Origin of the sequence: Streptomyces sp. RKAG293 (assembly GCF_023701745.1) — a bacterium.
GTDB lineage: Bacteria > Actinomycetota > Actinomycetes > Streptomycetales > Streptomycetaceae > Actinacidiphila.
Genome location: NZ_JAJOZB010000001.1, coordinates 2272569 through 2299462, shown reverse-complemented (window position 1 = coordinate 2299462; position 26894 = coordinate 2272569). Strand labels below are relative to the sequence as shown.

Here is a 26894-nt window from a genome sequence, read left to right as displayed (position 1 = left end):
CCGTCTTTGTGATCTAGGGGTTTCAACCCCCACCGGCCCAGGTAGGGTCTGGAAACGTCCAGCTCCCCTTGGAGGAGGTGAGGACCGTGGCGGCCCACGACGACGACATCACCCGTGGCGGCCGACCCGCTCGTGGTTCAGAAGACACCGCGAGCCAGGTCGCCTTTCTTGAGCAGGAAATCGCCGTCCTGCGACGTAAGCTCGCCGACTCTCCGCGTCACACGAGGATTCTCGAAGAGCGGATCGTCGAGCTGCAGACCAACCTGGCAGGCGTGTCCGCTCAGAATGAGCGGTTCGCGAACACTCTCCGCGAGGCCCGCGACCAGATCGTGGCCCTCAAGGAAGAAGTGGACAGGCTCGCACAGCCTCCTGCCGGTTTCGGCGTCTTTCTGCAGGCGAACGAGGACGGAACGGCGGACATCTTCACCGGCGGCCGAAAGCTGCGGGTGAACGTCAGCCCCTCCGTCGAACTTGAAGACCTCCGGCGAGGTCAGGAACTCATGCTCAATGAAGCGCTCAACGTGGTCGAGGCCATGAAGTACGAGCGCGTCGGCGACATCGTCACCCTCAAGGAGATCCTTGAGGACGGCGAACGAGCCCTGGTCGTCGGACACACCGACGAGGAGAGGGTGGTGTGGCTCGCCGAGCCACTCCTGGACGGCGCTCTCCGCGTAGGCGACGCACTTCTGCTGGAGCCCCGCTCCGGCTACGTGTACGAGAGGGTCCCCAAGAGCGAGGTCGAGGACCTCGTACTCGAAGAGGTCCCTGACATCGACTACAAGCAGATCGGCGGCCTCGCCGGTCAGATCGAGCAGATCCGGGACGCGGTCGAACTCCCGTATCTGCACGCGGATCTGTTCAAGGAGTACTCACTGCGCCCGCCCAAGGGCGTGCTGCTCTACGGCCCTCCGGGCTGCGGTAAGACCCTCATCGCCAAGGCAGTCGCCAACTCCCTTGCCAAGAAGGTCGCCGAAGTCACCGGGAAGCCGCAGGGCAAGAGCTACTTCCTGAACATCAAGGGTCCCGAACTGCTCAACAAGTACGTCGGTGAGACCGAGCGTCAGATCCGCCTGGTCTTCCAGCGAGCCAGGGAGAAGGCGAGCGAGGGCACCCCCGTCATCGTCTTCTTCGACGAGATGGAATCCCTCTTCCGCACCCGCGGATCCGGTGTCAGCTCGGACGTGGAGAACACCATCGTCCCCCAGCTGCTCGCCGAGATCGACGGGGTGGAGGGCCTGGAGAACGTCATCGTCATCGGCGCCTCCAACCGTGAGGACATGATCGACCCGGCGATCCTGCGGCCCGGCCGTCTGGACGTCAAGATCAAGATCGAGCGGCCGGACGCCGAGGCGGCCAAGGACATCTTCTCGAAGTACCTCGTTCCGACACTCCCGCTCAACAGCGAGGACCTGTCGGAGCACGGCGGATCGAAGGCCGGCACCGTCGACGCCATGATCCAGGCCGTCGTCGAGCGGATGTACACCGAAACGGAGGAGAACCGCTTCCTGGAGGTCACGTACGCCAACGGTGACAAGGAGGTCCTGTACTTCAAGGACTTCAACTCCGGAGCGATGATCCAGAACATCGTGGACCGGGCCAAGAAGATGGCGATCAAGGCCTTCCTCGACCACAACCAGCGCGGTCTTCGCGTCGCCCACCTGCTCGCCGCCTGTGTCGACGAGTTCAAGGAGAACGAGGACCTGCCCAACACCACCAACCCCGACGACTGGGCCCGCATCTCCGGCAAGAAGGGCGAGCGGATCGTGTTCATCCGCACGCTCGTCACCGGAAAGCAGGGCGCGGACACCGGCCGCTCCATCGACACCGTGGCCAACACCGGGCAGTACCTGTAAAGCAGACCTCCGGCTGCGGGCGCCCCGACCGGGTTCCCGCAGCCGGAGTGTTTGTCCACAGGTAGGCCAGGACCGGAGCAATGAGTGAAATGATCTCCCCACCGCCGCCATCGCGTTCTAGGCTCTTCCGTACCGCGCCATGCAGTGCGGCTCAGGGAACAGCAGTCGCACTCGGGCCATATGCGCAGCGGTACTTGAGCGTCAGCCCCAGCACGGGGCGGCGCCGGGCAAGGAGGGCCGCATGACCGTACGGCGAGTAATGGGTATCGAGACGGAGTACGGCATCTCCGTTCCCGGGCACCCGAACGCCAATGCCATGCTCACCTCGTCCCAGATCGTCAACGCCTACGCGGCGGCGATGCACCGGGCGCGCCGCGCCCGCTGGGACTTCGAGGAAGAGAATCCGCTCCGTGACGCCCGGGGCTTCGACCTCGCCCGTGACACGGCGGACTCGAGCCAGCTCACCGACGAGGACATCGGCCTGGCCAATGTCATCCTCACCAACGGCGCGCGGCTCTACGTCGACCACGCCCACCCGGAGTACTCCTCACCCGAGGTCACCAACCCGCTCGACGCCGTCCTGTGGGACAAGGCGGGCGAGCGCATCATGGCCGAGGCCGCCGAACGGGCCGCGCAGCTCCCCGGCGCCCAGCCGATCCACCTGTACAAGAACAACACCGACAACAAGGGCGCGTCCTACGGCACCCACGAGAACTATCTGATGAAGCGGGAGACCCCCTTCTCGGACATCGTGCGCCATCTGACGCCGTTCTTCGTCTCGCGCCAGGTCGTCACCGGGGCCGGCCGCGTCGGCATCGGCCAGGACGGCCACGACGACGGCTTCCAGCTCAGCCAGCGCGCCGACTACTTCGAGGTCGAGGTCGGCCTGGAGACCACCCTCAAACGCCCCATCATCAACACCCGGGACGAGCCGCACGCGGACGCGGAGAAGTACCGCCGCCTGCACGTCATCATCGGGGACGCCAACCTCTCCGAGATCTCGACCTACCTCAAGCTCGGCACCACCGCCCTGGTGCTGTCGATGATCGAGGACGGCTTCATCAAGGTGGACCTGGCCGTGGACCAGCCGGTGCGCACCCTGCACCAGGTCAGCCACGACTCCACACTGCAACATCTCATCACGCTCCGCAGCGGCCGGACGCTGACCGCCGTACAGCTCCAGATGGAGTACTTCGACCTGTCCCGCAAATACGTCGAGGAGCGTTTCGGCGCCGACGCGGACGACCAGACGAAGGATGTCCTCAGCCGCTGGGAGGACGTCCTGAACCGGCTGGAGAACAACCCGATGAGCCTGTCGGGCGAGCTGGACTGGGTCGCCAAGAAGGAGGTCCTGGAGGGCTACCGGCGCCGTGACGGCCTGGAATGGGACGCCGCGCGCCTGCACCTCGTGGACCTCCAGTACGCCGACGTACGGCCCGACAAGGGCCTCTACAACCGTCTGGTGGCCCGCGGCCGCATGAAGCGGCTACTGGACGAGCCGGCGGTCGTCCGGGCCGAGACCAAGCCCCCCGAGGACACCCGCGCCTACTTCCGCGGCCGCTGCCTGGAGCAGTACGCCGACGACGTAGCCGCCGCCTCCTGGGACTCGGTCATCTTCGATCTGCCGGGCCGGGACTCCCTGCAGCGGGTTCCGACCCTGGAGCCGCTACGCGGCACCCGCAACCACGTCAAGGAGCTCCTGGACCGCTGTCGTACGGCGGAAGACTTGGTCCGCATCCTTTCCGGCGGCTGAAATGGCCCAGAACCGGGAATCAAGCAAGTGAGCGGAAACAGGGCCGATGTCGGACCCGGCTTGTAGGGTCTGATCAAGTGGGAAACGCAACCGAGCGGGGTGAGCGTCATGGCTACGAAGGACACCGACGGCGGACAGCAGAAGGCGACACGCGCCACCGAGGAAGTCGAAGAGGTAGCGCAGGACGCGCAAGCCTCGGACGAACTCAAGGAGCGCCACGAGAAGCTCTCGGAGGACGTCGACGACATCCTGGACGAGATCGACGACGTCCTCGAAGCGAATGCTGAGGATTTCGTGAGGTCATTCGTCCAAAAGGGCGGTCAGTAGTCGGCTCCGGGCGCATCGCCCGGAGTGCTCCGCCGAGACCTCGCAGGAACATGTGGATCACCGCCGCGGGCCGGGTAGGGTCCGAGGCGTGCTGTGCCTCAGCTGCGACGCAGCACCTGGACAGTTCAACGACCGGTCTGTCGCCATGCGCCGGGCCGTCGCATACGTGGAAGGAAACGTGTGGAAGCCAACACTCGTAGCACCGGGCGTCTGCCAGCTGCCTTCCTGACGCCTGGCTCGTCCTCGTTCATCGACTTCCTCGGCGAGCACTCACCGGACCTGCTGCCGCGCAACCGGAGCCTGCCGCCGCTCCAGGGCGCCATCGAGATCCCGCACGGCACGACCATCGTGGCCGCGACGTTCCCCGGCGGGGTGATCCTCGCCGGTGACCGGCGCGCGACGATGGGCAACATCATCGCGCAGCGGGACATCGAGAAGGTCTTCCCGGCCGACGAGTACTCGGCCGTGGGCATCGCCGGCACCGCCGGACTGGCCGTGGAGATGGTGCGGCTGTTCCAGCTGGAACTGGAGCACTACGAGAAGATCGAGGGCGCGGTGCTCTCCCTGGAGGGCAAGGCGAACCGGCTCTCCACGATGATCCGCGGGAACCTCGGGATGGCGCTCCAGGGACTGGCCGTCGTTCCGCTGTTCGCCGGATACGACGTGGACCGCGAAAAGGGCCGGATCTTCACCTACGACGTGACGGGCGGACGCTCCGAGGAGCACGGCTTCGCGTCGACGGGGTCGGGTTCGGTCTTCGCCCGCGGTTCGATGAAGAAGCTGTACCGCAAGGATCTGACGGAGGACCAGGCGATCACGCTGGTCGTACAGGCCCTGTACGACGCGGCCGATGACGATTCGGCCACCGGCGGACCGGACCTGGCGCGGCGTATCTATCCCATCGTCACCGTCATCACCGACGAGGGCTTCCGCAGGCTCACCGAGGACGAGTCGTCGGACGTCGTCCGTGCCATCCACGAGCGCCGGCTGGAACAGCCCGACGGCCCGCGTGCCGAGCTGCTCTGACGGTCCGGCAGGACCGGAGGACCGGGAATGCTTCCCCCGGCTGACGCCGGGTGGAGCCCCCACACCACTGACAGAAAGGGACGGATAGCCGGTGTCGACGCCGTTCTATGTCTCACCCCAGCAGGCCATGGCCGACCGTGCGGAGTACGCCCGCAAGGGCATCGCGCGCGGCCGCAGCGTCGTCGTGCTGCAGTACACCGACGGCATCGTGTTCGTCGCCGAGAACCCGTCCCGCGCGCTCCACAAGGTCAGCGAGATCTACGACCGGATCGCGTTCGCGGCGGTGGGCAAGTACAACGAGTTCGAGAACCTGCGGATCGGCGGCGTGCGCTACGCCGACCTGCGCGGCTACACCTACGACCGTGAGGACGTCACGGCCCGCGGGCTGGCCAACGTCTACGCCCAGACCCTGGGCACCATCTTCTCCAGCGTCGGCGAGAAGCCGTACGAGGTGGAGCTGATCGTCGCGGAGGTCGGCGCGGCCGCCGAGGACGACCAGATCTACCGGCTGCCGCACGACGGCTCGATCGTCGATGAGCACGGCGCGGTGGCGGTCGGCGGCAACTCGGACTCGATCGGCACCTTCCTGGACCAGCGGCACCGCGACGGCATGACGCTCGCGGAGGCGCTGAAACTGGCGGCCGAGTCCCTCGGCCGGGACAGCAACGGCGGGGAACGCACGCTCACCGCCGAGCAGTTGGAGGTCGCGGTGCTGGACCGGACGCGGCCGCAGCAGCGCAAGTTCAAGCGGATCCTGGGCCGTCAGCTGGCCCGCCTCCTGGAGGCGGACAGCGCAGCGACCACAAAAACGGACGACCCGTCAGATGAGGAAGAGGAGTAGGGGCACACGTCCCTGTCGCCTTACCCACGTCACGCCCGCACCTCTGCGAGGGGGACGGGGCTGGAGGGGTGGGGTTTCGAAATGCTGCCGAGCTATTTGTGGGCCGCCAGGCCCGTAAATAGTCGATTTCGAAGCCCCACCCCGGAGGGCCCGGCCCCCGTCACCGAGGCGCGGGCGTGAGTCGTTCCCGTACCTGCGGGAGGCACGCCGCGCCCGCCACCTGAATCGCCCGCCACCTGAATCAGGTCACCGCGGGAGCAGGCGGCGGCCCCGTCGAGCCCCGGACCACGAGTTCCACCGGCAGATCGCTCCCGTCGGCCGGACGGCCGTCCAGGACGGCCAGCAGTGCCGCCATGCCCCGGCCGCCGATCTCGTCGGCGGGAAGCCGGACCGTGGTGAGTTCCGGTTCGACCGCGGTGGCGAGCGCGAGGTCGTCGAATCCGGTCACCGACACATCAGCCGGCACCCGCAGCCCCAGCCGTCGCGCGGCCTTGCAGGCGCCCGCGGCGAGGATGTCGTCGTCGCAGACCAGGGCGGTGGGCCGGGGGCCGGGCCGGGTGAGGGCGTGTTCCGCGGCGAGCCGCGCGTCCTCGACGCTGTGCGCGGAGCGCACGGTGTGCAGCACCACGTCCCCGGCGCCCGCCAGGGTGTCGGCCAGTGTCGTGGCGCGGACGTGGAACGTCCAGGTGTCGACCGCGGAGGCCAGGTGGGTGAACCGGCGGTGCCCGAGGCCGAGCAGACAGCGGGCCACCTGCCGCATCCCGTCGGCGATGTCGAAGTTGACCGTGACGGCGGCGCCGGAGCCGGCCGCGCCGCCCGCGCCCGCCGCGCCCGCCGCGCCGGGGTCGCTGTCGAGCATCACGAGCGGAAGGTCGCCGCCGCCGATCGCGTCGAGCGCGTCGGCGGCCATCGAGGACGCGATGACGCCGTCGAGCGAGGCGCGGGCCGAGCCGAAGGGGTCGCGGGCCGGCCCGATGCCGTCGGGGGACGGGTAGAGCACCACGCCGAACTCGTGCTCCGCCGCGACGCGGGCGGCGCCGGTGTAGACCCGGGCGAAGTACTCGTTGGTCAGTGCCGGGACGACCAGCAGGGCCGTCCGGGTGCGGCCGAGCCGGAGGTTGCGGGCGGCCAGGTTCGGCCGGTAGCCCAGTGCCAGCGCCGCCGCGCGGACCGCCTCCGCCGTGCGCTCGGAGACCCGCCCGCGGGACTTTCCGCCCAGGACCAGCGAAACGGTCGCCTGCGAGACACCCGCGGCCCGCGCCACGTCCCGTGAGGTGGGGCGTGCGGTATCGGTCACTCCGGGCATCCTTCCGGTCCCCGCGGATGGACCCGCGGCCTGCCGTCATGGTACGTATGACGCATCAAGTTATACGTAACACCTCGGCCGGTGACCAGCGGCGGCCGGGGGAGAACCGGGGGAGAGGGGCCGGCATGGCGGCGGGGTACGGGGATCTTCTGAGGACGCGGTACGCCGGCCGGCTGCTCGGCGGCACGCTGATCGGCCGGCTGCCCAACGCGACGGCCGCGCTGTGCATCGTGCTGCTGACCCGCTCCGAAGGGGGCAGCTACTCGCTCGCCGGTTCGCTGGGCGCGCTCTACGGGCTGGGCACGGCCATCGGCCAGCCGCTGCTGGGCCGGATCGTCGACCGGTACGGCCAGCCGCGGGTGATGCTCCCCGCGGCCGTGCTGTCGGCCGCCGGCATGGTGCTGTTCGCCCTGGTCGGCCCCGACCCGCTGCCGGTGGCCTGTGCGGCGATGGCGGTGGCCGGGCTGTTCACCCCGCCGCTGGAAGGCGGACTGCGGGCGCTGTGGCCCGGCGTCCTGAAGAGCGAGGACCGGCTGCACGCCGCCTACGCCCTGGACGCCGCCGCCCAGGAACTGCTGTTCACCATCGGCCCGGTCCTCGTCACCGGCCTGGTCGCGGTGGCCTCGGAGACCGCCGCCGTGCTGTGGATCGCGGCGGTCGGCGTCGTGGGCGCGCTGGGCGTCGTGACGGCCCCGCCGTCCCGCGAGTGGCGGGCGGAGCCGCGGGCCGCCGACTGGCTCGGACCGCTGCGCGCCCCGGGGCTGCGCGCGCTGATCGGCTGTCTGTTCTTCGTCGGCGTCGCACTCGGCTCGATCGCGGTCGCCGCGGTCGCGTACGGGGACGTGCACGGCGGCGGCATGGTGAACGGCTACCTGCTGTCGGCGCTCGGGCTCGGCGCGCTCATCGGCGGCGTCACGTACGGCGCCAGGACCTGGCCGGGCACGCCGGAGCGCCGGCTGCGGGTGCTCACCATCGGACTGGCGGTCTGTTGCGCGCCCTTGGCACTGGTCCCCGGAGTGGTCGCGATGACGGTCCTGTCGGGGCTCGCCGGAGTGTTCCTGGCGCCGGTTCTGGCCTGCGCGTTCGTGGTGGTGGACCGGCACGCGCCGAGCGGCACGGTGACCGAGGCGTTCTCCTGGCTGGTGACCGCGATCGGCGTCGGCGCCTCACTGGGAACGGCCGCCGCGGGACCTGCCGCGCAGTTCGGCGGGGTCGCCGCCGGATTCGCCGTCGCGGCGGGCGGTGGATTCATCGCACTGGCGGTGCTGGTCGCGACCGCCCGATTCCTCGCGTCCCCAAACCTGAAAACCGAGTTGGAAAAAGATCGAATCGGTGGCGTCGAACCCGGTTTCAGCACCCCGCATCAGGCGTAATGTTCAGTCATGGACCGCCGCATTTTCGGGCTGGAGAACGAGTACGGCGTCACATGCACGTTCAGGGGGCAGCGGCGTCTGTCTCCTGACGAGGTGGCGCGGTACCTCTTCCGCCGTGTCGTGTCATGGGGCCGGAGCAGCAATGTCTTTCTGCGCAACGGCGCCCGCCTCTACCTCGATGTCGGCTCGCACCCGGAGTACGCCACTCCGGAGTGTGACAATCTGACCGAGCTGGTCACCCATGACAAGGCCGGCGAACGCATCCTCGAAGGCCTTCTGGTGGACGCCGAACGGCGTCTGCACGAAGAGGGCATCGCCGGCGATGTCTATCTGTTCAAGAACAACACCGACTCCGCGGGAAACTCCTACGGATGTCACGAGAATTACCTCGTCGCGCGACACGGCGAGTTCTCCCGCCTCGCCGACATCCTCATTCCGTTCCTGGTCACCCGGCAGATGATCTGCGGTGCGGGCAAGGTGCTGCAGACGCCGCGCGGTGCGGTCTTCTGCGTCAGCCAGCGAGCGGAGCACATCTGGGAGGGCGTCAGCTCGGCGACCACCCGTTCCCGTCCCATCATCAACACCCGTGACGAGCCGCACGCGGACGCGGAGCGCTACCGGCGGCTGCACGTCATCGTCGGCGACTCGAACATGTCCGAGACGACCATGCTGCTGAAGGTCGGTGCCACCGACCTCGTGCTGCGCATGATCGAGGCGGGCATCGTGATGCGGGACCTGACCCTGGAGAACCCGATCCGGGCGATCCGCGAGGTCAGCCATGACATCACCGGCCGCCGCAAGGTGCGGCTGGCCACCGGCCGCGAGGCGTCCGCCCTGGAGATCCAGGAGGAGTACTACTCCAAGGCTGTTGACTTCTGTGAACGCCGCGGCATCCGCAACGGCGTGATCGAGCAGGTGCTGGAGCTGTGGGGCCGCGCGCTGGAGTCGATCGGCAGCGGTGACCTGGCGGCCATCGGCACCGAGATCGACTGGGTGATGAAGTACCAGCTGATCGAGCGCTACCGGAACCGGGACAACATCACGATGTCCCACCCGCGCGTCGCCCAACTGGACCTCGCCTATCACGACATCCACCGCCGCCGGGGGCTGTACTACCTGCTGGAGAAGAAGGGCCAGGCCAAGCGGATCTGCAGCGATCTGAAGATCTTCGAGGCGAAATCGGTTCCCCCGCAGACCACTCGGGCCAGGCTGCGCGGCGATTTCATCCGCCGGGCGCAGGAACAGCGGCGTGACTTCACGGTCGACTGGGTGCATCTGAAGCTCAATGACCAGGCGCAGCGAACGGTGCTGTGCAAGGACCCGTTCCGATCGGTCGACGACCGGGTGGAGAAGCTCATCGCCGGAATGTGATCGACGCGAGTCGGAACGCGATCGGACACGGATCGTCGTCCGGAGCCCCGCACGCTGTGGCGTGCGGGGCTCCTGGCATGCCGGGGTCCTGTGATGCGGGGCAGGCCGTAGAGTGACCGCTACTGACGGACCATCCCAGCTACCCCGAGGACCACTGTGCGACGCCGACTCGCTGCCGCGCTCATCGTGCCGGCTCTGATGCTCACCGCGGCCTGCGGAGGAGGGGACGACTCGGACAAGAAGGCCGACTCGCCGACCCCCACGGCTTCCGCGACGCCTACGCAGCCCGCGGCTCCCAAGCCGGTGTCGTCGGCCGCGCCGATGCCCACCGTCGCCGGTGAGCTGGGCAAGAAGCCGACCATCACCATCCCCAAGGGCGAACCGAGCGGGAAGTTCGTCGTGAACACCCTGACCGCGGGCACCGGCCCGGAGGTCAAGAAGAACGACCAGGTCGTCACCAAGTTCACCGGCAAGGTCTGGAAGAGCGGCAAGGAGATCGGCGGCTCCTACGACAAGGGCGGCGCCGCGCAGATCATCCCGGCGGGCTCGCCCACGATCATCCCGGCCTTCAGCGAGGCCGTACTGGGTCAGAAGGTCGGCAGCCGCGTCCTGGTCGTCGCCCCGCCGGCCGCCGCGTTCGGCGCCCAGGGCAAGCAGGAACTGGGCATCACGGCCACCGACACCCTCGTCTTCGTGCTCGACGTCGGCCAGATCATGCCGATCCAGGTCACGGGCACGCAGTCCGCCATCCCGTCCGACCTGCCGAAGGTGGACGCGGAGAAGGCGGAAGCGGCGAAGATCACGGTGCCGAAGAACGACCCGCCGAAGACGCTCGTCGACAAGGTGCTGATCGAGGGCACGGGCGACGTGATCAAGAGCGGTCAGACGGTCTACATGCAGTACAGCGGCGCGGCCTGGAAGCCCAACGAGGGCAAGGACACGGCCAAGCTGTTCGACGACAGCTGGAAGACCGGGGCGCCGTTCAGCACCGTCATCGGCCAGGGTCAGGTCATCGAGGGCTGGGACAAGGGCCTCGTCGGCAAGAAGGTCGGCAGCCGGGTGCTGCTCGTCATCCCGCCGGAGCAGGCGTACAAGGCCGAGGCCAAGGGAGCCGACCTTCCGGCCAACTCCACCCTCGTTTTCGTGGTGGACATTCTCGGAGCAGTGTAAGACTGTCCGGGTTGTCCGCAACGTATCAAGGAGTTACCGCAGTGAGCATCGAGAAGCCCGAGATCGATTTCCCCGCTGGTGAGCCGCCGGCCGACCTCGAGATCAAGGAGATCTGGGAGGGCACCGGCGAGGAGGCCAAGGCGGGTCAGAACGTCAGCGTCCACTACGTGGGCGTCTCGTTCAGCACGGGTGAGGAGTTCGACGCCAGCTGGAACCGCGGTTCCGCGTTCACCTTCCCGCTCGGTGGCGGCCGCGTCATCAAGGGCTGGGACCAGGGCGTGCAGGGCATGAAGGTCGGCGGCCGCCGCCAGCTGACCATCCCCGCGCACCTCGCCTACGGCAACCAGAGCCCCACCCCGGCGATCAAGCCGGGCGAGACTCTGATCTTCGTCGTGGACCTGATCTCGGTCTGAGCAGGCGCGTATCCGAGGGCCCACGCCGGCAGGCGTGGGCCCTCGCTTTTGCCGCAGCTCCCCGGAGCGGTACGGTCGTCGATCGAGAGCTGAAGACGAAGGGTGCGCGATGGCGATTGCCAAGGCCGAGCGACTGATGAACCTGGCGCTGTGCCTGATGAACACCCGGCGTCCCGTCAGCAAGCGGGAACTGCGCGAGTCGATCGAGGCCTATCACGAGATAGGTTCCGACGACGCGTTCAACCGGATGTTCGAGCGCGACAAGGACGATCTACGGGAACTCGGGCTCATCATCGAGACGGTGGAGAGCGTCGACGGCGATGTGGGCTATCTGGCCCGCCGCGACCGCAACCGGCTGCCCGAGATCGCGCTGGACGCCGAGGAGGCCGCCGCGCTGAGCCTGGCCGCCAAGGTGTGGCAGCAGGCCCGGCTGGCCGAGGCCGCCAGCGGCGCGCTGCAGAAACTCCGGGCGGCGGGCGTGCCGTTCGAGGACACCCACAGCGCGCTGGAACCCCGGATCCCCACCCCGGCGCCGGCGTTCGAGCCGCTGATGGTCGCGACGCGCGAGCGCCGGGCCGTCGCCTTCGACTACCGCAAGGCGAACGCGGTGCGCCCCGAGCCGCGGCAGGTCGAGCCGTGGGCCCTGGAGTGTTGGCGCGGCCACTGGTACCTGGCCGGCTGGGACCGCGACCGCGGCGCGGTCCGGGTCTTCCGGCTCTCCCGCATCTCCGGCAAGGTCCGCTCCCGCGGCGGTGCCTTCAGCGCCCCCGTCCCTGACCACGTGGACGTACGCGCCGCCGTCGCGAGCTGGGCCGGCGAGGGCGCCACCGCGACCGCCCGGATCCGGCTGCGCCGCGACTCGGGCTATCCGCTGCGGGCCAAGGCCGTGACGTCCGAGCCGGTGGACGCCGACTGGGACGAACTGGAGATCCCGTACGGGCATGGACTCGACGCCTGGCTGGTGGAGTTCGGTCCCGACGTGGTGGTCCTGGAACCCGCCGAACTGCGGGCCGATGTGGTGGACCGGCTGCGTGCCGTGGCCAAGGACTGACGGGACTTCACGACATGGCGAACGCGATCGACCAGACCCGGCGGATGCTCTCCCTGGTCACCTATCTGCGGGAGCGCCCCGGCGCCCGCGTCACCGATGTGGCCCGCGCCTTCGGCGTCACCGAGGCCGAGCTGATCGGCGACCTGAACGTCCTGCCGCTGTGCGGTACAAGCTTCCGTGGCGGTGACCTGCTCGACATCGACACCGACGGCGAGCGGATCTGGTGGCACAACGTCGACGATGTGGCGCAGCCGCTGCGGCTGGCGGCCGACGAGGCCACGGCACTGCTCGTGGCGGCGCGGGCGGTGGCGAACCTGCCGGGGCTGCGCGACAGCGACCGGCAGGCGCTGCTGCGGGCCACCGCGAAGCTGGAGACAGCGGCCGGCGAGGTGGCGGCCGCCAGCTCCCAGCTCTCGGTGACCTTCGAGTCCGAGGGCAGCGTCTTCGCCGATGTGGACCGGGCCATCGCCGAACGGCGCCGGCTGTGGATCCGCTACTACTCGCCGGCCCGGGACGCGCTGACCGAGCGGGAGGTGGATCCGATCCGGCTCTTCGCGGTCGGCCACACCTACTTCGAGGGCTGGTGCCGGCTGTCGGAGGACCGCAGGACCTTCCGGCTCGACCGGGTCGCGGAGATCAGGCTGCTCGACGAGCCGTCCGACCCGCCGCGGATCGAGCCGCGCGACCTGTCCCTCGGGCTGGTGCAGCCGGCGGGCGACGACCCGGAGGTCGTCATCGAGGTGGGTCCCGGCGGCCGCTGGGTCGCCGAGTACTACCCGTACGACAGCGCCGACGAGCTGCCCGACGGGGGACTGCGGATCAGCCTGCGCACCCCCGACCCGGGCTCGCTGCGCCGGCTCGCGCTGCGGCTGGGCCGGGACGGCCGGATCGTCTCGCCGGCCGACCTCGCGGACCGGGCGCGGGAAGCGGCCGTGCTGGCACTGGCGGCGTACGGAGAATAGGGAGTGACGATGACGGGGGCAGCGACCTCGACGATGACGGCCCCTGCGCCGTCCGCGGTGCTCTTCAAGGCCGCGTGCCCGGACTGCCGCGGCCGTTTCGAGCTGGCGTCGCAGGAGCTGCGGCTGGCGATCGGCCGCACCCACCGGACCACGTTCTACTCCTTCACCTGCCCGGAGTGCGGGCTGGCGGTCCGCAAGCCGGCGGGGGAGCGGATCATCGAGCTGCTCACCGGCGGCGGGGTGCGCACCATGCGCCTGCACATCTGCTGACGTCCTGGCGATCGAGGGCATCCGGGCGCCCGAGGACATCCCGGCGCCCGAGGACATCCGGGCGCCGGCCGAGCCGATAGGGTCGGTGCCATGTGGTGGCTCTACCTGTACGTCGGCCTCTCGACCGCCGGCATCCTCGTGCTCGGCGCACTCGCCGTCCGGCTCTTCGCCGAGGTCCAGCGGCTGGCCCGGCAGGTGGCCAGGAGCACCGACGACCTCTCCCGCGCCGCCGACCGGCTGAGCCGGGCCGCGGAGCCGCTCGCGGAGCGCGCGGGGGACATCTCCCGGCAGTGACGCGGACCCGCGCCGACCCCCTGGACCTGGCGTGATCCCCGGTTCGCGGACCGGGACGGCTCCGGCGTTACACAACGGCTCTCGTTCCCGGCCGTCCCGGAGGGTACGCTGCGTAACGTGGCCCCATGAATGAGCGGCAGGGGTCGCACCTGGTGGTTGCCGACGGGTTGCCGGTTGTTTACCACCGCAGGCTACGATCACAGCCAGTACGGCGGTACGGACTCCTGTCCGGGTCGCCGAAGACATGGACCCACGCCGCCTCGGTGAGAAGGTAGACACTTATGCTCGGCAATCTCAAGCCCCTCGAGATCGTCCTCATCCTTCTCGTCATCATCTTGCTGTTCGGCGCCAAGAAGCTTCCCGACATGGCCCGGTCGCTCGGCAAGTCGGCCCGCATCCTCAAGAGCGAGGCCAAGGCGATGAAGAAGGACGACGAGGCTCCGGTGGCCGACACCCACACCGCCGAGTCCGCGCCCGCCGCGCCGAAGACGATCCAGGCCGCGCCCGGCGATGTGACCAGCGCCCGCCCGGTGACGGAGCCGAACCACACCACCCAGGGCTGACCTCAGCCCGTACCGGTTCGCAACAAGCCGCTGACGGCTGCCGCACGAGACGAGGACGTGGGTGCTCAAGTCTGCCCGCAAGCAGGAGAAGGATCCCGAAGGGCGCATGCCGCTCGCGGATCACCTGCGTGAGTTGCGCAACCGGCTGCTGAAGTCGGTACTGGCGATCATCGTCGTCACGATCGTCGCGTCGTTCTTCTACCGCGACATCATCCAGTTCTTCATGCACCCGGTGCTCAAGTCCGTGGGCTGCGTGAACGGCCAGATCAAGGGCGCCGACGGCCGGCCGTGCGCGGAGATGACGGTGAACGGGCTGACCGGCCCGTTCGCGATCGCCATGAAGGTCTCGCTGATGGCGGGCCTGGTGGCGACGACGCCGATCTGGCTCTACCAGCTCTGGGCGTTCCTCGCGCCGGGACTGCACACCAAGGAGAAGCGCTACGCGATCTCCTTCGTCGCCGCGGGCGTGCCGCTCTTCCTCGGCGGCGGCTACCTCGCCTATGTGATCCTGCCGCAGACCGCGCAGATCATGATCGACCTGACGGTCGACGACGCGCGCAACCTGTTCCCGCTCGACGACTACCTCGACCTCGTCGTGCGCATGATCATCGTCTTCGGCTGCGCCTTCGAACTGCCGCTGCTGCTGGTCCTGCTGAACTTCACCGGAGTGCTCACCGCCAAGCGCATGCTCGGCTGGTGGCGGGTGATGGTCCTCGGCATCACCATCTTCGCCGCGGTGGCCACGCCCACCGGCGACCCGTTCTCGATGTCGCTGCTCGCCGCTCCCATCGTGTTCCTGTACTTCGGGGCCGTGGGGATCGCGTTCTTCAACGACCTCCGCAAGCGCCGCCGCCGTGAGGCCGATCCGGACTTCTCGCTCGACGACGACGAGGCGTCCAGCCTCGACCACATCCCCGAGCAGGTCGGCGCCGCACCGGCCCCGGCCGCGTCGGACCGTCCCACCGACGACTTCGACGACGCGACCTGACCTCGCCCTCGGCGCTCGACCCCGGCGCTCGACCCCCGGGGTCGGCCTCGAAGCGCTCGACCTCGACGCGGGTGATCACGCGCGGTAGGGTCCGCGCGTGACCAGCGACATCACCCTCTTCGTCAACCCCGCCGCGGGACGCGGCCGGGGCGCACACGCCGCGCAGCCGGCCGCCCGCGCGATGCGGGAGGCCGGGTTCACCGTTCGCACCGTCGTCGGCCAGGACGCCGCCGACGCCCTCGTGCAGGCCCGCGAGGCGGTCGCCGCCGGGACCGGTGCGCTGGTGGCCGTCGGCGGCGACGGGATGGTCTCGCTGGCCCTGCAGGCGGTGGCGGGCACCGACATCCCGCTGGGAGTGATCGCGGTGGGCACCGGCAACGACTTCGCCCGCGCCACCGGGCTGCCGGTCCGCGACCCCGCGGCCGCCGGACGCGCGGCTGCCGCCGCGCTCAGCGAAGGGCGCACCCGGGCCGTCGACCTCGGGAAGATCGGGGACCGCTGGTTCGGGACCGTACTGGCCTCCGGCTTCGACTCACGGGTCAACGACCGCGGCAACCGGATGCGGTGGCCCACCGGGCGCTTCCGCTACGACGTCGCGATGCTCGCCGAACTCGCCGCCCTGCGCCCGATCCCGTACCGGATCCGGTTCGACGACGGCCCGGAACGGGAGATCGAGGCGACCCTGATCGCGGTCGGCAACGGGTCGTCGTACGGCGGCGGCATGCGGATCTGCACCGACGCGGTCCTCGACGACGGGCTGTTCGACATCACCGTCGTCGGGCCGTGCAGCCGCACCACGCTCCTGACGGTCTTCCCCCGGGTGTACCGGGGGACGCATCCCAGCCATCCGAAGGTCACCGTGCACCGGGCGGCACGGGTGCGGCTCGCGGCGGACGACGTGACGGGATACGCGGACGGCGAGCGGATAGGGCCGCTGCCGATGACCGCCGTGACGGTGCCGGGAGCGCTGCGGCTGCTGGTCTGATGTTCGACCGCGCCGGTCCGCCGCCCGTCCGCTGCCCGTCCGCCGTGGGTCCGCCGTGGTTCCGGGCGTCGATACGAATAAAAGATCACGCGGTGTGTCGGTGGGGGCCGGTACGCTCGGTGGCAAGATGACCGATGAGATGTCCCCCGCCGAGCGCTACGCCGCAGACCGGCGTCGCGCGGCCGATCAGGCCACTGCCCTCGCGCCGTTCCGCGCGCTGTACGACTTCGACCTGGATCCGTTCCAGATCGCGGCATGTCAGGCTCTGGAGGCCGGAAGCGGAGTGCTGGTCGCCGCGCCGACCGGCTCCGGAAAGACCATTGTCGGCGAGTTCGCCGTCCACCTCGCCCTCACCGAGGGCCGCAAGTGCTTCTACACCACCCCGATCAAGGCCCTGTCGAACCAGAAGTTCAGCGACCTCGTCAAGCGGTACGGCGCGGACAAGGTCGGCCTGCTGACCGGTGACAACAGCGTCAACGGCGACGCACCGGTGGTCGTGATGACCACCGAGGTGCTGCGCAACATGCTCTACGCCGGATCCTCGGCGCTCGACGGCCTCGGCTATGTCGTGATGGACGAGGTCCACTACCTCTCCGACCGCTTCCGCGGCGCCGTCTGGGAAGAGGTGATCATCCACCTCCCGCAGTCCGTGACGCTGGTGTCGCTGTCGGCGACCGTCTCCAACGCCGAGGAGTTCGGCGACTGGCTCGACACCGTGCGCGGCAGCACCGAGGTGATCGTCTCGGAGCACCGCCCGGTGCCGCTGTGGCAGCACGTGCTGGCCGGCCGCCGGATGTACGACCTCTTCGAGGAGAAGGAGGGCGCCGCCGAGGCCGCCCGCCGCGAGGTCAACCCGGACCTGGTACGCCTCGCCCGGATGGAGAACCAGCGGACCGTCCACCCCCGTGACCGGCACAAGCGCGGCTACGAGGCGGACCGGGAGCGCGAGCGCCGGTCGAGCGGCAAGGTCTGGACGCCCAGCCGCGCCGATGTGATCGAGCGGCTCGACTCCGAGGGGCTGCTGCCGGCCATCACCTTCATCTTCAGCCGGGCCGGCTGCGAGGCGGCCGTCCAGCAGTGCCTGTACGCCGGGCTGCGGCTGAACAGCGACGAGAACCGGGAGCGGGTCCGGGCCATCGTCCAGGAGCGCACCAAGGCGATCCCGGACGAGGACCTGCACGTCCTGAAGTACTTCGAGTGGCTGGAGGGCCTGGAGCGCGGCGTCGCCGCGCACCACGCCGGCATGCTGCCGACCTTCAAGGAGGTCGTCGAGGAGCTGTTCCTCAAGGGCCTGGTCAAGGCGGTCTTCGCCACCGAGACCCTGGCCCTGGGCATCAACATGCCGGCCCGCTCCGTGGTGCTCGAGAAGCTCGTGAAGTGGAACGGCGAGACGCACGCCGACATCACCCCCGGCGAGTACACCCAGCTGACCGGCCGGGCCGGCCGCCGCGGTATCGACGTCGAGGGCCATGCCGTCGTGCTGTGGCAGCGCGGTTTCGACCCGGGCGCGGTCGCGGGGCTGGCCGGCACCCGGACGTATCCGCTGCGCTCGTCCTTCAAGCCGTCGTACAACATGGCGGTCAACCTGGTCGGCCAGTTCGGGCGGCACCGCTCGCGGGAGCTGCTGGAGACGTCCTTCGCGCAGTTCCAGGCCGACCGGTCGGTCGTCGGGATCTCCAAGCAGGTGCAGCGCAACGAGGAGGGGCTCGACGGCTACAAGGAGTCGATGACCTGCCACCTCGGCAACTTCGACGACTACATGCGGCTGCGCCGCCAGTTGAAGGAGCGCGAGGCCGAACTGTCGCGGCAGGGCGCCACCCAGCGCCGGGCCGCCGCGTCGGACGCGCTGGAGAAGCTCAAGCCGGGCGACATCATCCATGTCCCGGCGGGCAAGTACGCCGGGCTGGCCCTGGTGCTCGAACCCGGGGTCCCGGCCGGCCGCAGCCCCGGCCACCGGCGGCACGAGGACCATCAGGACGGTCCGCGTCCGCTGGTGCTCACCGCCGAGCGGCAGGTCAAGCGGCTGGCGCAGATCGACTTCCCGGTGCCGGTCGAAGCCGTCGACCGGATGCGGATCCCGAAGTCGTTCAACCCGCGCAGCCCGCAGTCCCGCCGGGACCTGGCCTCCGCGATGCGGACCAAGGCCGGGCACTTCGAGCCGGAGCGGCACCGCAAGTCGCGGGCCGCGGCGGCCGACGACACCGAGATCGCCCGGATGCGCACCGAGATCCGCGCGCACCCCTGCCACGGGTGCGACGAGCGCGAGGACCACGCCCGCTGGGCCGAGCGCTATCACCGGCTGGCGCGCGACACCAAGCAGCTGGAGCGGCGCATCGAGGGCCGCACCAACACCATCGCGCGCACCTTCGACCGGATCTGCGGGCTCCTCACCGAGCTCGGATATCTGCAGGGCGAACAGGTCACCGCCGACGGCAAGCGGCTCGCCCGGCTCTACGGCGAGCTGGACCTGCTGGCCAGCGAGTGCCTGCGCGAGGGCGTCTGGGACGGCCTCGGCCCGGCCGAACTGGCGGCGTGCGTCTCGGCGCTGGTCTTCGAGGCGCGGCAGTCCGACGACGCGCTGGCGCCCAAGCTCCCGACCGGCAACGCCAAGGAGGCGCTCGCCGAGATGGTCAGGATCTGGGGCCGGCTCGACGCGCTGGAGGAGGACCACCGCATCCACCAGACCGAGGGCGTCGGCCAGCGCGAGCCGGACCTCGGCTTCGCGTGGCCGGTCTACCGCTGGGCGTCGGGCCACGGCCTGGACGCGGTCCTCGGCGACGCCGAGATGCCGGCCGGTGACTTCGTCCGCTGGTGCAAGCAGGTCATCGACGTGCTCGGCCAGATCTCCGACGCGGCCCCCACCGACAGCCCGGTCCGCAAGAACGCCCGCAAAGCCGTCGAAGCCCTGCGCCGCGGCGTAGTGGCGTACTCCTCGGTGGGCTGAGCCCAGGCGGTACCCGACACCCCGCTCGCCGGATCCACCGGCGGGCGGGGTTTTTGCTGTGTCGTGACAGGTCCGGCGGCGATGCGGGCCCGGCGGGAAACTCGCGATGTATCGCGCTTGTCGAACTCGCGTACACGCGATATGCTCGGCCACGGATATCCGGAAGCGAGGTGAGGGTGATGGCGAAGCGGCGAAAGCTGTCCAATCCGTTGGCGCTGGCGGTGATGGCCACGCTGGGGGAGCGGCCGATGCATCCGTACGAGATTGCGCAGGTGCTCCGGCAGCGGGGGAAGGAGCAGAGCATCAAGATCAATTACGGCTCGCTCTACACCGTCGTCCAGAACCTCGAGAAGCACGGTTTCGTCGAGATCGCCGGCACGCAGCGGCAGGGCAACCGGCCCGAGCGGACCCTGTACGGGCTGACCACGTCCGGGCGGGTGGAGATGCACGACTGGCTGGCCGATCTGGTGGCCGTGCCGGTGCGGGAGTATCCGGCCTACGAGGCGGCGCTCTCGCTGATCCTGATGCTGCCGCCGGACGAGGCGGTCGGGCTGCTCGGGGAGCGGGTCGCCAAGCTGGAGATCCAGGTGGCCGCGATCCGCGGGGTGCTCGGGAAGCTGGACGGGGACCTGCCCCGGATGTTCCTCATCGAGACCGAGTACCAGGTCCACATGGTCGAGGCGGAGATCGCCTGGACCCGTGGCTTCCTCGCCGAGCTGGCCGCGGGGACGGTCTCCGGCGTCGCCGAATGGCGGTCCTGGCAGCAGAGCGGCGACATCCCCGGCGAATGGGCGGAGATCGAGAAGCAGGTCGCGGACTCCGGGATCGGCGAACAGTTCAGGGAGCACATGAAGGAGCTCTGACCCCGGGGGGACCACCCCCGGAAACGACAACTCCGGCGCCCGCTGCGGGAACAGCGGACACCGGAGGCGTAACCCATCGGCCGGACAACCGCGCGAAGCAGGTGCCAGGCGATCCAGGTGCGGCACACCCAGGATAGCCCGGCCCCCTTCCCGCGATCGGTTCGGCAGACACCGAACACCGATAGGCGGAGGCACCCCATGACGACCACCCGCGCGCCCGCTGTGGCGGCGCACAACCTGATCAAGACGTATCCCGGTGATATCAAGGCCCTTGACGGCATGGACATCACCGTCGGAGCGGGCACGGTCTTCGGGCTGCTGGGCCCCAACGGCGCCGGCAAGTCCACCACCGTCAAGATCCTCACCACGCTCGCCCGTCCGGATTCCGGGACCGCGATCGTCGCGGGTCATGACGCGCTGCGGCATCCGGACCGGGTCCGCCGGGCCATCGGGGTGGTCGCGCAGAAGTCCGGCGCGGACCCGGTCGCCACCGGCCGGGAGAACTTGCTCCTGCAGGGGCGGCTGTACGGGCTCAGGGGCGCCGCGCTGACCCGGCGGGCCGATGAGCTGCTGGACCGTTTCGCTCTCACCGATGCCGCCAAGCGGCTGGTCAAGACGTACTCCGGCGGTATGCAGCGCCGGCTGGACGTGGCCATCGGGCTGGTCCACCGGCCCGAGGTGCTCTTCCTCGACGAGCCCACCACCGGTCTCGACCCCGAGGCGCGTACCGCCATGTGGGAGGAGATCTCCCGGCTGGCCGGTGACGAGGGCCTGACGATCCTGCTGACCACCCACTATCTCGAAGAGGCCGACCGGCTCGCCGAGCGCGTCGCGATCGTCGACCGCGGCCGGGTCGTCGCCGAGGGCACGCCCGACGAGCTGAAGGGCGAACTGCACGGCGACGCCGTCCAGGTCGTGCTGCGGGAGGACACCGGCCCGCTCGACGCGCGGCTGCTGGAGACGGCGCTGTCGGAGTTCGCCGGCGTCCGGGAGGCGGTCGTCGACGGCCGCCATGTGCGGGCCCGCGCCGACGACGGTCCGTCCGCGGTGCCGCATGTGCTCGCCGTCCTCGAACGCGAGGGCGCGGCCGTCGCCTCGGTGACCGTGGCCCGGCCGTCCCTCGACGATGTCTATCTGCGCTACGCCGGCCGCCGTTTCGCGGACGCCGACACCGGTGACGGCGCTCCCGTCCCCGCCACCGCTGGAGGTGCCCGATGAGTACGGCGACCTTGAACCACACCTGGTACATGACGCAGCGTCAACTGACCGCGATCCTGCGGCAGCCGGCCTTCCTGGTGATCACCCTGGTGCAGCCGGTGATCTGGCTGTTCCTCTTCGGCTCGCTGTTCCGCAAGGTCGTCGAGCTGGGCGGCTTCGGCACCACGTCCTACCTGGACTACCTGGTGCCGGGCGTGGTGGTGATGAGCGCCCTGTCCTCCAGCATGTGGGCGGGCATGGGCACCCTTGAGGAGATCGAACGCGGCACGCTGAACCGCTTCCTCGTCACCCCGGTCAGCCGGGCGGCGCTGATGAACGCCAACGTGGTGCAGCAGGGCATCAGCACCGCGCTGCAGTCCGTGGTGATCGTGCTGCTCGGCAAGCTGGGCGGCGCCGACTACCCGGGCGGATTCACCGGGCTGCTGATCCTGGTCGTCGCGTCGATCCTGCTCGGTACGGTGTTCGGCGCGTTCTCCAACGCGCTCGGCATGCTGGTGCGGCAGCGCGAGAGCATCATCGGCATCAACACCTTCCTGCTGCTGCCGCTGACGTTCCTGTCCTCGGCCTTCATGGCCGTGACGCTGATGCCGTCGTGGATGCGGCACATCGCCGACTTCAACCCGGTCAACTGGGCGCTGGTGGCGGGCCGTTCGGCGATGGCCGCCGACCCCGACTGGGGCTCGGTGCTCAGCCGCGGCGGTGCGCTGCTGGCGCTGGCGGTGGCCGCGGTGTGGCTGTCCACCCGCACCTTCCGCGCGTACCAGAAGTCGGTCTGAGGACCGTACGGAAACGGCGGCCGGGCCCGGAACATCCGGGCCCGGCCGCCGTGCGCTCACCAAACCGCCGTCAGCAAACACCCGCCGTCAGGAGGTGGCCGGAACGGTTTCCTGCTCCTGCTCGACCTGCTGGTTCCACTCGCGCTTCGAGGCCTGCCAGCCGTCCTCGTCGGCGCCGCGCCGCCAGTAGCCGGAGATGGAGAGCTGCTCGCGCTCCAGACCGCGGTCGATCCGCAGATGGCGCCGCAGTTCCTTCACGAACGTCGCCTCGCCGTGCACGAAGGCCTGCACGGTGCCCTGCGGGAACTCCAGAGCCTGCACCGCCTCCACGAGCGCGGCGCCGATCGGCCGGTCGCCGCGGTGCAGCCAGACGATGTCCGCCTTCCCCGACGGGATGATCTCCTGCTCCTCCTCGGGGCCCGCCACCTCGATGAACGCCTTGGCGAGCGCTCCCTCCGGCAGCCGCTCCAGGGATGCGGCGATGGCCGGCAGGGCGCTCTCGTCGCCGGCGAGCAGATGCCAGTCGGCGTCCTCGCCGGGCGAGTAGGCGCCGCCGGGGCCGCCGAACAGCACTTCCTCGCCGGGCTGCACCTGGGCGGCCCACGGGCCCGCGATGCCCTCGTCGCCGTGGTGCACGAAGTCGACGGTGAGTTCCACCGCCTCCGGGTCCCAGGCGCGCACGGTGTAGGTACGGGTACGCGGCCACTGGTCGCGGGGGAAGTCCCGGCGGACCGTTTCCAGGTCCATGGGCTCGGGGTACGCGACCCCGTCCACCGGGAACTGCAGCTTGATGTAGTGATCGGTGTGCTCGCCCGCACCGAAGCCCGCGAGCTGCTCGCCACCGAGCACCACACGGATCATGTGCGGGGTGATGCGTTCGGTGCGCAGTACGCGCGCCCGGTTGAGCTTCGGGGTCCTGCGCGCCGGACGGTCCGCCATGGGCTCTTCCCACCCTCTCGTTCACCTGGGTAACTCGGACACAACTTAGGCAAGCCTAACTGATCGGTCCATATCGTGGGCACCTCATATCGGAATGATCACAAGGCCGGTGAACTCCCGCCGCCGGAGCGCCGGTTCCCTTTGATGATCCACATGAGTACCGACACGGCCACCGCCATCGCCGACGGCCCGCGCGGAGTGCCGCTGCTCGGCAACCTCCCGCAGTTCGCCAGGGACCCGCTCGCGTTCTTCACCCGGCTGCGCGAGTACCCCGCGGACCAGGTCCGCTGGACCATGGGCCGCACCCCGGCCCGGTTCCTGTGCCACCCCGACCTGATCGGCGAGCTGCTGTCGTCGCGCGGGACGGTCTTCGAGCAGCCGGATCTCGGATTCTCCTTCAAATACCTGATGGGAGAGGGCGTGGTGACCGCCCGCGGCGCCGACTGGCGGCGCAAGCGCGCGATCGTCCAGCCCTCCGTGCGGCCCCGCCAGGTGCGGATCCACGCCGGGACGATGAGCGCCGTCGCCCAGCAGCTGGCCGACCGCTGGTCCGGCGGCGAGCACATCGACATCCAGCAGGAGATGGAGGGCGTGACCCAGCGGATCGCGGTCCGCACCATCTTCGGCACGGACGCGGCGGTCGACGAGGAGCTCATCGCCCGGTCGATGGGGATCGCGCAGCGTCAGATGGGCGCCGAGTTCCGCGGCCTGGGAGCGATACTGCCCGACTGGGTGCGCACCCCCGGGCGGATCCGCTTCAAGGCCGCCGTCGACACGCTCGACACCGAGGTGGCCCGGCTGGTCACCGCCCGCCGGACCTCGGGCGAGGACCGTGACGACCTGCTCGGCAGGCTGCTCGCCGCCCGGGACGAGAACGGGGTCCCCCTCACCGACCGTGAGATCCGCGACGAGAGCGTCACCCTCTACAACGCCGGCCACGAGACCACCGCCACCACCCTGACCTGGGCCTGGTACCTCATCTCCCGCAACGAGGCGGTACGCGGGAAGCTCGTCGCGGAGCTGCGCCGCGAACTGGCCGGCCGCACCCCGGACTTCGACGACTACGGGCGGCTGACCTACACCGAGAGCGTCATCAAGGAGACGCTGCGCATCCGGCCGACGGTCTGGCTGAACTACGCCGTCGCCACGGAGGGCGCGACGCTCGGCGGCGAGCCGGTCGAGCCGGGCACCCAGGTCTGGATCAGCCCCTGGGCGACCCACCTGGACCCGCGCTGGTTCCCGGACGCCCAGGAGTTCCGCCCCGAGCGCTGGGCACCGGACGCGCCCGATCCGATCACCGACAACTCCTGGTTCCCGTTCGGCGGCGGCACCCGCGCCTGTCTCGGCGCGCGCTTCGCGATGGTCGAGGCGGTCCTGGTCCTCGCCACCCTCGCCCAGCGCTTCCACCTGGACGTGGACCCGGGCGACATCCGGCCGACCGTCGGTCTGACCCTGCAGCCGGACCGGGCCGTCCGCGCCACCGTCCGGCCGCTCTGAGCTCCCCCCGCAGACCTCAGGGAGTGGAAGGGCTACTGCGTCAGCCAGACGTAGGCGGCGAACCGTCCGGTGGTCTGCTCCCGCCGGTACGAGAACAGCTCCTTCGACTCGATGGTGCAGCGCGGGTCGTGCCGGACCTCGCCCACACCGGCGCGGGTCAACTGCCCGGCGATGCCCGCCCGTACGTCCAGCCCGGCGGTGCCCTGGGCGGTGGTCGCCCACGCCTCGGGGAGCGTGGCGCAGACCTCCTCGCGCATGGCGTCGGGCACCTCGTAGCAGGTGCCGCAGGCGGTCGGTCCGATGAAGGCGACCATCCGGGCCGGGTCGGCGCCCTTGGCGACCATGGCGTCGACGGCGGCGGGCACGACGCCGGCCACCGTTCCCACCCGTCCGGAGTGCGCGGCGCCGATGACCCGGGCCACCGGGTCGGCGAGCAGCACCGAGGCGCAGTCGGCCGCCAGCGCGGCCAGCGCGAGGCCGACCTCGGAGGTCACGACGGCGTCGAGCGGCGGCGCGTCCGGGCCGAAGGGCGCGGTCACATCGGCCACCGTGGCGCTGTGCACCTGGCGCATGTGGACGACACGTGAGGTGTCGAGTCCCAGCTCGAACGCGGTCAGCTGCCGGTTGCGGCGGACGGCGGCAGGGTCGTCGCCGGTGGCCCCGCCGAGGTTCCTGCTGTCGTACGGGGCCCTGCTCACCCCGCCGTGCCGGTCGGTGACGGCGTACCGCACTCGCGGTGCCAGTTCCATGCGCTGTCTCCCTCGGTCGGCCTGTGCCAGCAGCGTACGGCCCCGGCCGGTACCGGCCGGAGCGGCGGCCCGCCCCGGGGGTCCCGCGCCTGGTACCGGATCACCGCGCGGTACGGCCGGCGAGCGCCTCCACCGCGGCGGCGACCGCGTCCGGGCTGGAGATCATCGTCAGATGGCGGGCGCCGGGGATCAGCGTCGGGGCGGGGGCTCCGATGCGTGCGGCGGTCTCGGCCGGCGTCTGCCGGCTGAACACGTCGTCCTGCGCGCCGAACACGGCCGCCTTGGGCACGTCCACCCCGCGCAGCCCCGCCAGCCGGTCGGCGGAGATGCCGGGTACGCCCTCGCCCAGCATGCTCCACAGGGCGCCCTCGGCGCCCGCCACCCGCAGCGGCCGCCGCCACTGGTCGAGACCCGCGCCGTCCAGCCGCGGGCAGCCGGGCCCGCACTGGGCGTCGTACACCTTGCGGATCAGCCGGTCGGAGCCGAGCCCGAGCCGCAGCAGGGTGGTGCGGTACGGATCGATCAGCACGTAACGCAGCGCGGGCGGCGGGCCCGCGCCCGTGTCGAGCGCGTCGCCGTCGAGGAGCAGCACCCCGCCGATCCGTCCCGGCGCGCGCAGCGCGGCCTCGGCGACCATCGCCGCGCCGCTGGAGTGGCCGACCAGGATCGGGCGCTCACCGGGACCGCCCAGCCGCAGGGCATCGAGGAAGCCCAGCAGCTGCCGGGTGAAGTGGTCGACGGTGTACGGGCCGCTCCGCTCGCTGTACCCCGAGCCGGTCAGGTCCAGGGCGTACACCCGGTGGTTCCGGGCGAGCAGCGGGGCCAGCCGCGACCAGGTGTCGGCCGACTCGAAGGCCCCGTGCACGAGGACGACGGGCGAGCCCGTCCCGCCCCACGCCTCGTAGCGGGTGTGGATGCCGGCCGCCTCGACGTACGTCAGCCCCGGTGGCGGCGCTGCCCGGTGGGAGGTGAACCCGTTGTAGACGAACGACGCGGCGGTCACCGTGACCAGCAGCGCGGCACAGACCAGCGCGGTACGCCGGACCCACCACCGCAGCCGGGAGCGCCGCGGGGCCGGGGCGGGACCGGACGGCGCCTCCGCAGCAGCCTCCGCAGGCGCATCGGCGGCGGGCGCCCGTGGGGCGGTGTCCGGCTCGGACTCTTCGTTCGTTCGTGCGTGATCCAAAACGGCTGTCCCGGTCGTCGATGGCCCGTGGGGGCGGACCGCCCCCACGGACACTCTCGCCCCCGGCCGCCCTCCGCCGCGTCCGGCGCGAGGAGGGGCCGGCGCTACTTCGTCCGCGGCAGCCCGTCCGCGGCGCGTACTCCCGCGGGAGCAGCGCCGCGGCCGTGGACGGCCGC

General features: G+C 70.4%; 25 protein-coding genes and 1 pseudogene. 22 read left to right on the top strand and 4 right to left on the bottom strand.

The features are described from left to right. Positions 1 to 86: 86 nt before the first annotated feature. The 6 genes and pseudogenes from arc to prcA all read left to right on the top strand — a co-directional run bounded on the left by arc (position 87) and on the right by prcA (position 5800). Positions 87 to 1853, top strand: coding sequence for a proteasome ATPase (arc, locus tag LNW72_RS10125; protein WP_250975097.1), 1767 nt, complete (start codon positions 87 to 89; stop codon positions 1851 to 1853). Positions 1854 to 2094: 241 nt separating this feature from the next. Beyond that, positions 2095 to 3606 (top strand): depupylase/deamidase Dop, encoded by a 1512-nt coding sequence (gene dop / locus LNW72_RS10120; RefSeq protein ID WP_250975096.1) that lies wholly within the window; start codon positions 2095 to 2097, stop codon positions 3604 to 3606. Positions 3607 to 3714: 108 nt separating this feature from the next. Further along, complete coding sequence (locus LNW72_RS10115; protein WP_138354812.1) at positions 3715 to 3933, top strand: ubiquitin-like protein Pup; 219 nt, start codon at positions 3715 to 3717, stop codon at positions 3931 to 3933. A 37-nt stretch (positions 3934 to 3970) separates the two neighbouring features. Beyond that, positions 3971 to 4162, top strand: a pseudogene (locus tag LNW72_RS10110) (endonuclease domain-containing protein); the annotation flags it as partial. Continuing rightward, positions 4114 to 4959, top strand: coding sequence for a proteasome subunit beta (gene prcB / locus LNW72_RS10105; RefSeq protein WP_250975095.1), 846 nt, complete (start codon positions 4114 to 4116; stop codon positions 4957 to 4959). The pseudogene LNW72_RS10110 and the gene prcB, both read left to right, overlap by 49 nt. Before the next feature lie 91 nt (positions 4960 to 5050). Next, on the top strand, positions 5051 to 5800 hold the full coding sequence (gene prcA, locus LNW72_RS10100; RefSeq protein WP_250975094.1) for a proteasome subunit alpha: 750 nt from the start codon (positions 5051 to 5053) through the stop codon (positions 5798 to 5800). A 241-nt stretch (positions 5801 to 6041) separates the two neighbouring features. Here prcA and LNW72_RS10095 read toward each other — a convergent pair whose 3' ends face one another. Beyond that, positions 6042 to 7106 (bottom strand): LacI family DNA-binding transcriptional regulator, encoded by a 1065-nt coding sequence (locus LNW72_RS10095; RefSeq protein ID WP_374117198.1) that lies wholly within the window; start codon positions 7104 to 7106, stop codon positions 6042 to 6044. A gap of 125 nt (positions 7107 to 7231) precedes the next feature. Here LNW72_RS10095 and LNW72_RS10090 point away from each other — a divergent pair, with 125 nt between their 5' ends. From LNW72_RS10090 to LNW72_RS10020, 15 genes are all read left to right on the top strand, one after another. Beyond that, entirely contained in the window at positions 7232 to 8479 is a 1248-nt protein-coding gene (locus LNW72_RS10090) for an MFS transporter (RefSeq protein WP_250975092.1), read from the top strand. A gap of 9 nt (positions 8480 to 8488) precedes the next feature. After that, complete coding sequence (gene pafA / locus LNW72_RS10085) at positions 8489 to 9850, top strand: Pup--protein ligase (RefSeq protein WP_138354818.1); 1362 nt, start codon at positions 8489 to 8491, stop codon at positions 9848 to 9850. A 156-nt stretch (positions 9851 to 10006) separates the two neighbouring features. Beyond that, positions 10007 to 11020, top strand: coding sequence for an FKBP-type peptidyl-prolyl cis-trans isomerase (locus LNW72_RS10080; protein WP_250975091.1), 1014 nt, complete (start codon positions 10007 to 10009; stop codon positions 11018 to 11020). Between the two features lie 41 nt (positions 11021 to 11061). Further along, positions 11062 to 11433: an FKBP-type peptidyl-prolyl cis-trans isomerase gene (locus LNW72_RS10075; protein ID WP_250975090.1), complete on the top strand. Its 372-nt coding sequence runs from the start codon at positions 11062 to 11064 to the stop codon at positions 11431 to 11433. Between the two features lie 109 nt (positions 11434 to 11542). Continuing rightward, complete coding sequence (locus LNW72_RS10070; protein WP_250975089.1) at positions 11543 to 12484, top strand: YafY family protein; 942 nt, start codon at positions 11543 to 11545, stop codon at positions 12482 to 12484. A 14-nt stretch (positions 12485 to 12498) separates the two neighbouring features. Further along, entirely contained in the window at positions 12499 to 13446 is a 948-nt protein-coding gene (locus LNW72_RS10065) for a WYL domain-containing protein (RefSeq protein WP_250975088.1), read from the top strand. A 9-nt stretch (positions 13447 to 13455) separates the two neighbouring features. Continuing rightward, positions 13456 to 13716, top strand: a complete 261-nt coding sequence (locus tag LNW72_RS10060) for a hypothetical protein (protein WP_164293719.1) — start codon at positions 13456 to 13458, stop codon at positions 13714 to 13716. A 90-nt stretch (positions 13717 to 13806) separates the two neighbouring features. Then, positions 13807 to 14010, top strand: coding sequence for a hypothetical protein (locus LNW72_RS10055; protein ID WP_138354824.1), 204 nt, complete (start codon positions 13807 to 13809; stop codon positions 14008 to 14010). A 281-nt stretch (positions 14011 to 14291) separates the two neighbouring features. Continuing rightward, complete coding sequence (gene tatA / locus LNW72_RS10050) at positions 14292 to 14573, top strand: Sec-independent protein translocase subunit TatA (protein ID WP_250975087.1); 282 nt, start codon at positions 14292 to 14294, stop codon at positions 14571 to 14573. Positions 14574 to 14634: 61 nt separating this feature from the next. Continuing rightward, the gene (gene tatC / locus LNW72_RS10045) at positions 14635 to 15561 is read left to right on the top strand and encodes a twin-arginine translocase subunit TatC (RefSeq protein WP_250975086.1); all 927 of its coding nucleotides are present in this window, start codon (positions 14635 to 14637) and stop codon (positions 15559 to 15561) included. A gap of 97 nt (positions 15562 to 15658) precedes the next feature. Then, positions 15659 to 16546, top strand: a complete 888-nt coding sequence (locus tag LNW72_RS10040) for a diacylglycerol kinase (RefSeq protein WP_250975085.1) — start codon at positions 15659 to 15661, stop codon at positions 16544 to 16546. A gap of 127 nt (positions 16547 to 16673) precedes the next feature. After that, positions 16674 to 19490 (top strand): RNA helicase, encoded by a 2817-nt coding sequence (locus LNW72_RS10035; protein ID WP_250975084.1) that lies wholly within the window; start codon positions 16674 to 16676, stop codon positions 19488 to 19490. Between the two features lie 179 nt (positions 19491 to 19669). After that, on the top strand, positions 19670 to 20353 hold the full coding sequence (locus LNW72_RS10030; RefSeq protein WP_250975083.1) for a PadR family transcriptional regulator: 684 nt from the start codon (positions 19670 to 19672) through the stop codon (positions 20351 to 20353). 198 nt (positions 20354 to 20551) lie between these two features. After that, positions 20552 to 21571 (top strand): ATP-binding cassette domain-containing protein, encoded by a 1020-nt coding sequence (locus tag LNW72_RS10025; protein WP_250975082.1) that lies wholly within the window; start codon positions 20552 to 20554, stop codon positions 21569 to 21571. After that, the gene (locus tag LNW72_RS10020; RefSeq protein ID WP_250975081.1) at positions 21568 to 22347 is read left to right on the top strand and encodes an ABC transporter permease; all 780 of its coding nucleotides are present in this window, start codon (positions 21568 to 21570) and stop codon (positions 22345 to 22347) included. The genes LNW72_RS10025 and LNW72_RS10020 overlap by 4 nt, the downstream gene beginning before the upstream one ends. 87 nt (positions 22348 to 22434) lie before the next feature. On the opposite strand, the gene LNW72_RS10015 is transcribed toward LNW72_RS10020, so the two are convergent. Next, complete coding sequence (locus LNW72_RS10015) at positions 22435 to 23286, bottom strand: siderophore-interacting protein (protein WP_250975080.1); 852 nt, start codon at positions 23284 to 23286, stop codon at positions 22435 to 22437. Between the two features lie 153 nt (positions 23287 to 23439). On the opposite strand from LNW72_RS10015, the gene LNW72_RS10010 reads away from it, so the two are divergent. Next, positions 23440 to 24783, top strand: a complete 1344-nt coding sequence (locus tag LNW72_RS10010; protein ID WP_250975079.1) for a cytochrome P450 — start codon at positions 23440 to 23442, stop codon at positions 24781 to 24783. 32 nt (positions 24784 to 24815) lie between these two features. Here the strand turns inward: LNW72_RS10010 and pgeF are convergent, their stop codons facing one another. Beyond that, a complete protein-coding gene (pgeF, locus tag LNW72_RS10005) occupies positions 24816 to 25532 on the bottom strand; it encodes a peptidoglycan editing factor PgeF (RefSeq protein WP_250975078.1) in 717 nt (238 codons plus the stop codon). Between the two features lie 100 nt (positions 25533 to 25632). After that, on the bottom strand, positions 25633 to 26718 hold the full coding sequence (locus LNW72_RS10000) for an alpha/beta fold hydrolase (RefSeq protein ID WP_250975077.1): 1086 nt from the start codon (positions 26716 to 26718) through the stop codon (positions 25633 to 25635). Positions 26719 to 26894 lie beyond the last annotated feature (176 nt).

Excerpts from the sequence above, each read along its gene's own strand:
- LNW72_RS10090 (WP_250975092.1), top strand. The coding sequence starts at position 7,232 with ATGGCGGCGGGGTACGGGGATCTTCTGAGGACGCGGTACGCCGGCCGG.
- LNW72_RS10095 (WP_374117198.1), bottom strand. The coding sequence starts at position 7,106 with ATGCCCGGAGTGACCGATACCGCACGCCCCACCTCACGGGACGTGGCG.
- dop (WP_250975096.1), top strand. The coding sequence starts at position 2,095 with ATGACCGTACGGCGAGTAATGGGTATCGAGACGGAGTACGGCATCTCC.
- LNW72_RS10010 (WP_250975079.1), top strand. The coding sequence starts at position 23,440 with ATGAGTACCGACACGGCCACCGCCATCGCCGACGGCCCGCGCGGAGTG.
- LNW72_RS10060 (WP_164293719.1), top strand. The coding sequence starts at position 13,456 with ATGACGGGGGCAGCGACCTCGACGATGACGGCCCCTGCGCCGTCCGCG.
- tatA (WP_250975087.1), top strand. The coding sequence starts at position 14,292 with ATGCTCGGCAATCTCAAGCCCCTCGAGATCGTCCTCATCCTTCTCGTC.
- pafA (WP_138354818.1), top strand. The coding sequence starts at position 8,489 with ATGGACCGCCGCATTTTCGGGCTGGAGAACGAGTACGGCGTCACATGC.
- LNW72_RS10035 (WP_250975084.1), top strand. The coding sequence starts at position 16,674 with ATGACCGATGAGATGTCCCCCGCCGAGCGCTACGCCGCAGACCGGCGT.
- LNW72_RS10115 (WP_138354812.1), top strand. The coding sequence starts at position 3,715 with ATGGCTACGAAGGACACCGACGGCGGACAGCAGAAGGCGACACGCGCC.
- pgeF (WP_250975078.1), bottom strand. The coding sequence starts at position 25,532 with ATGGAACTGGCACCGCGAGTGCGGTACGCCGTCACCGACCGGCACGGC.
- LNW72_RS10065 (WP_250975088.1), top strand. The coding sequence starts at position 12,499 with ATGGCGAACGCGATCGACCAGACCCGGCGGATGCTCTCCCTGGTCACC.
- LNW72_RS10015 (WP_250975080.1), bottom strand. The coding sequence starts at position 23,286 with ATGGCGGACCGTCCGGCGCGCAGGACCCCGAAGCTCAACCGGGCGCGC.
- LNW72_RS10055 (WP_138354824.1), top strand. The coding sequence starts at position 13,807 with ATGTGGTGGCTCTACCTGTACGTCGGCCTCTCGACCGCCGGCATCCTC.
- LNW72_RS10070 (WP_250975089.1), top strand. The coding sequence starts at position 11,543 with ATGGCGATTGCCAAGGCCGAGCGACTGATGAACCTGGCGCTGTGCCTG.
- LNW72_RS10025 (WP_250975082.1), top strand. The coding sequence starts at position 20,552 with ATGACGACCACCCGCGCGCCCGCTGTGGCGGCGCACAACCTGATCAAG.
- LNW72_RS10020 (WP_250975081.1), top strand. The coding sequence starts at position 21,568 with ATGAGTACGGCGACCTTGAACCACACCTGGTACATGACGCAGCGTCAA.
- LNW72_RS10030 (WP_250975083.1), top strand. The coding sequence starts at position 19,670 with ATGGCGAAGCGGCGAAAGCTGTCCAATCCGTTGGCGCTGGCGGTGATG.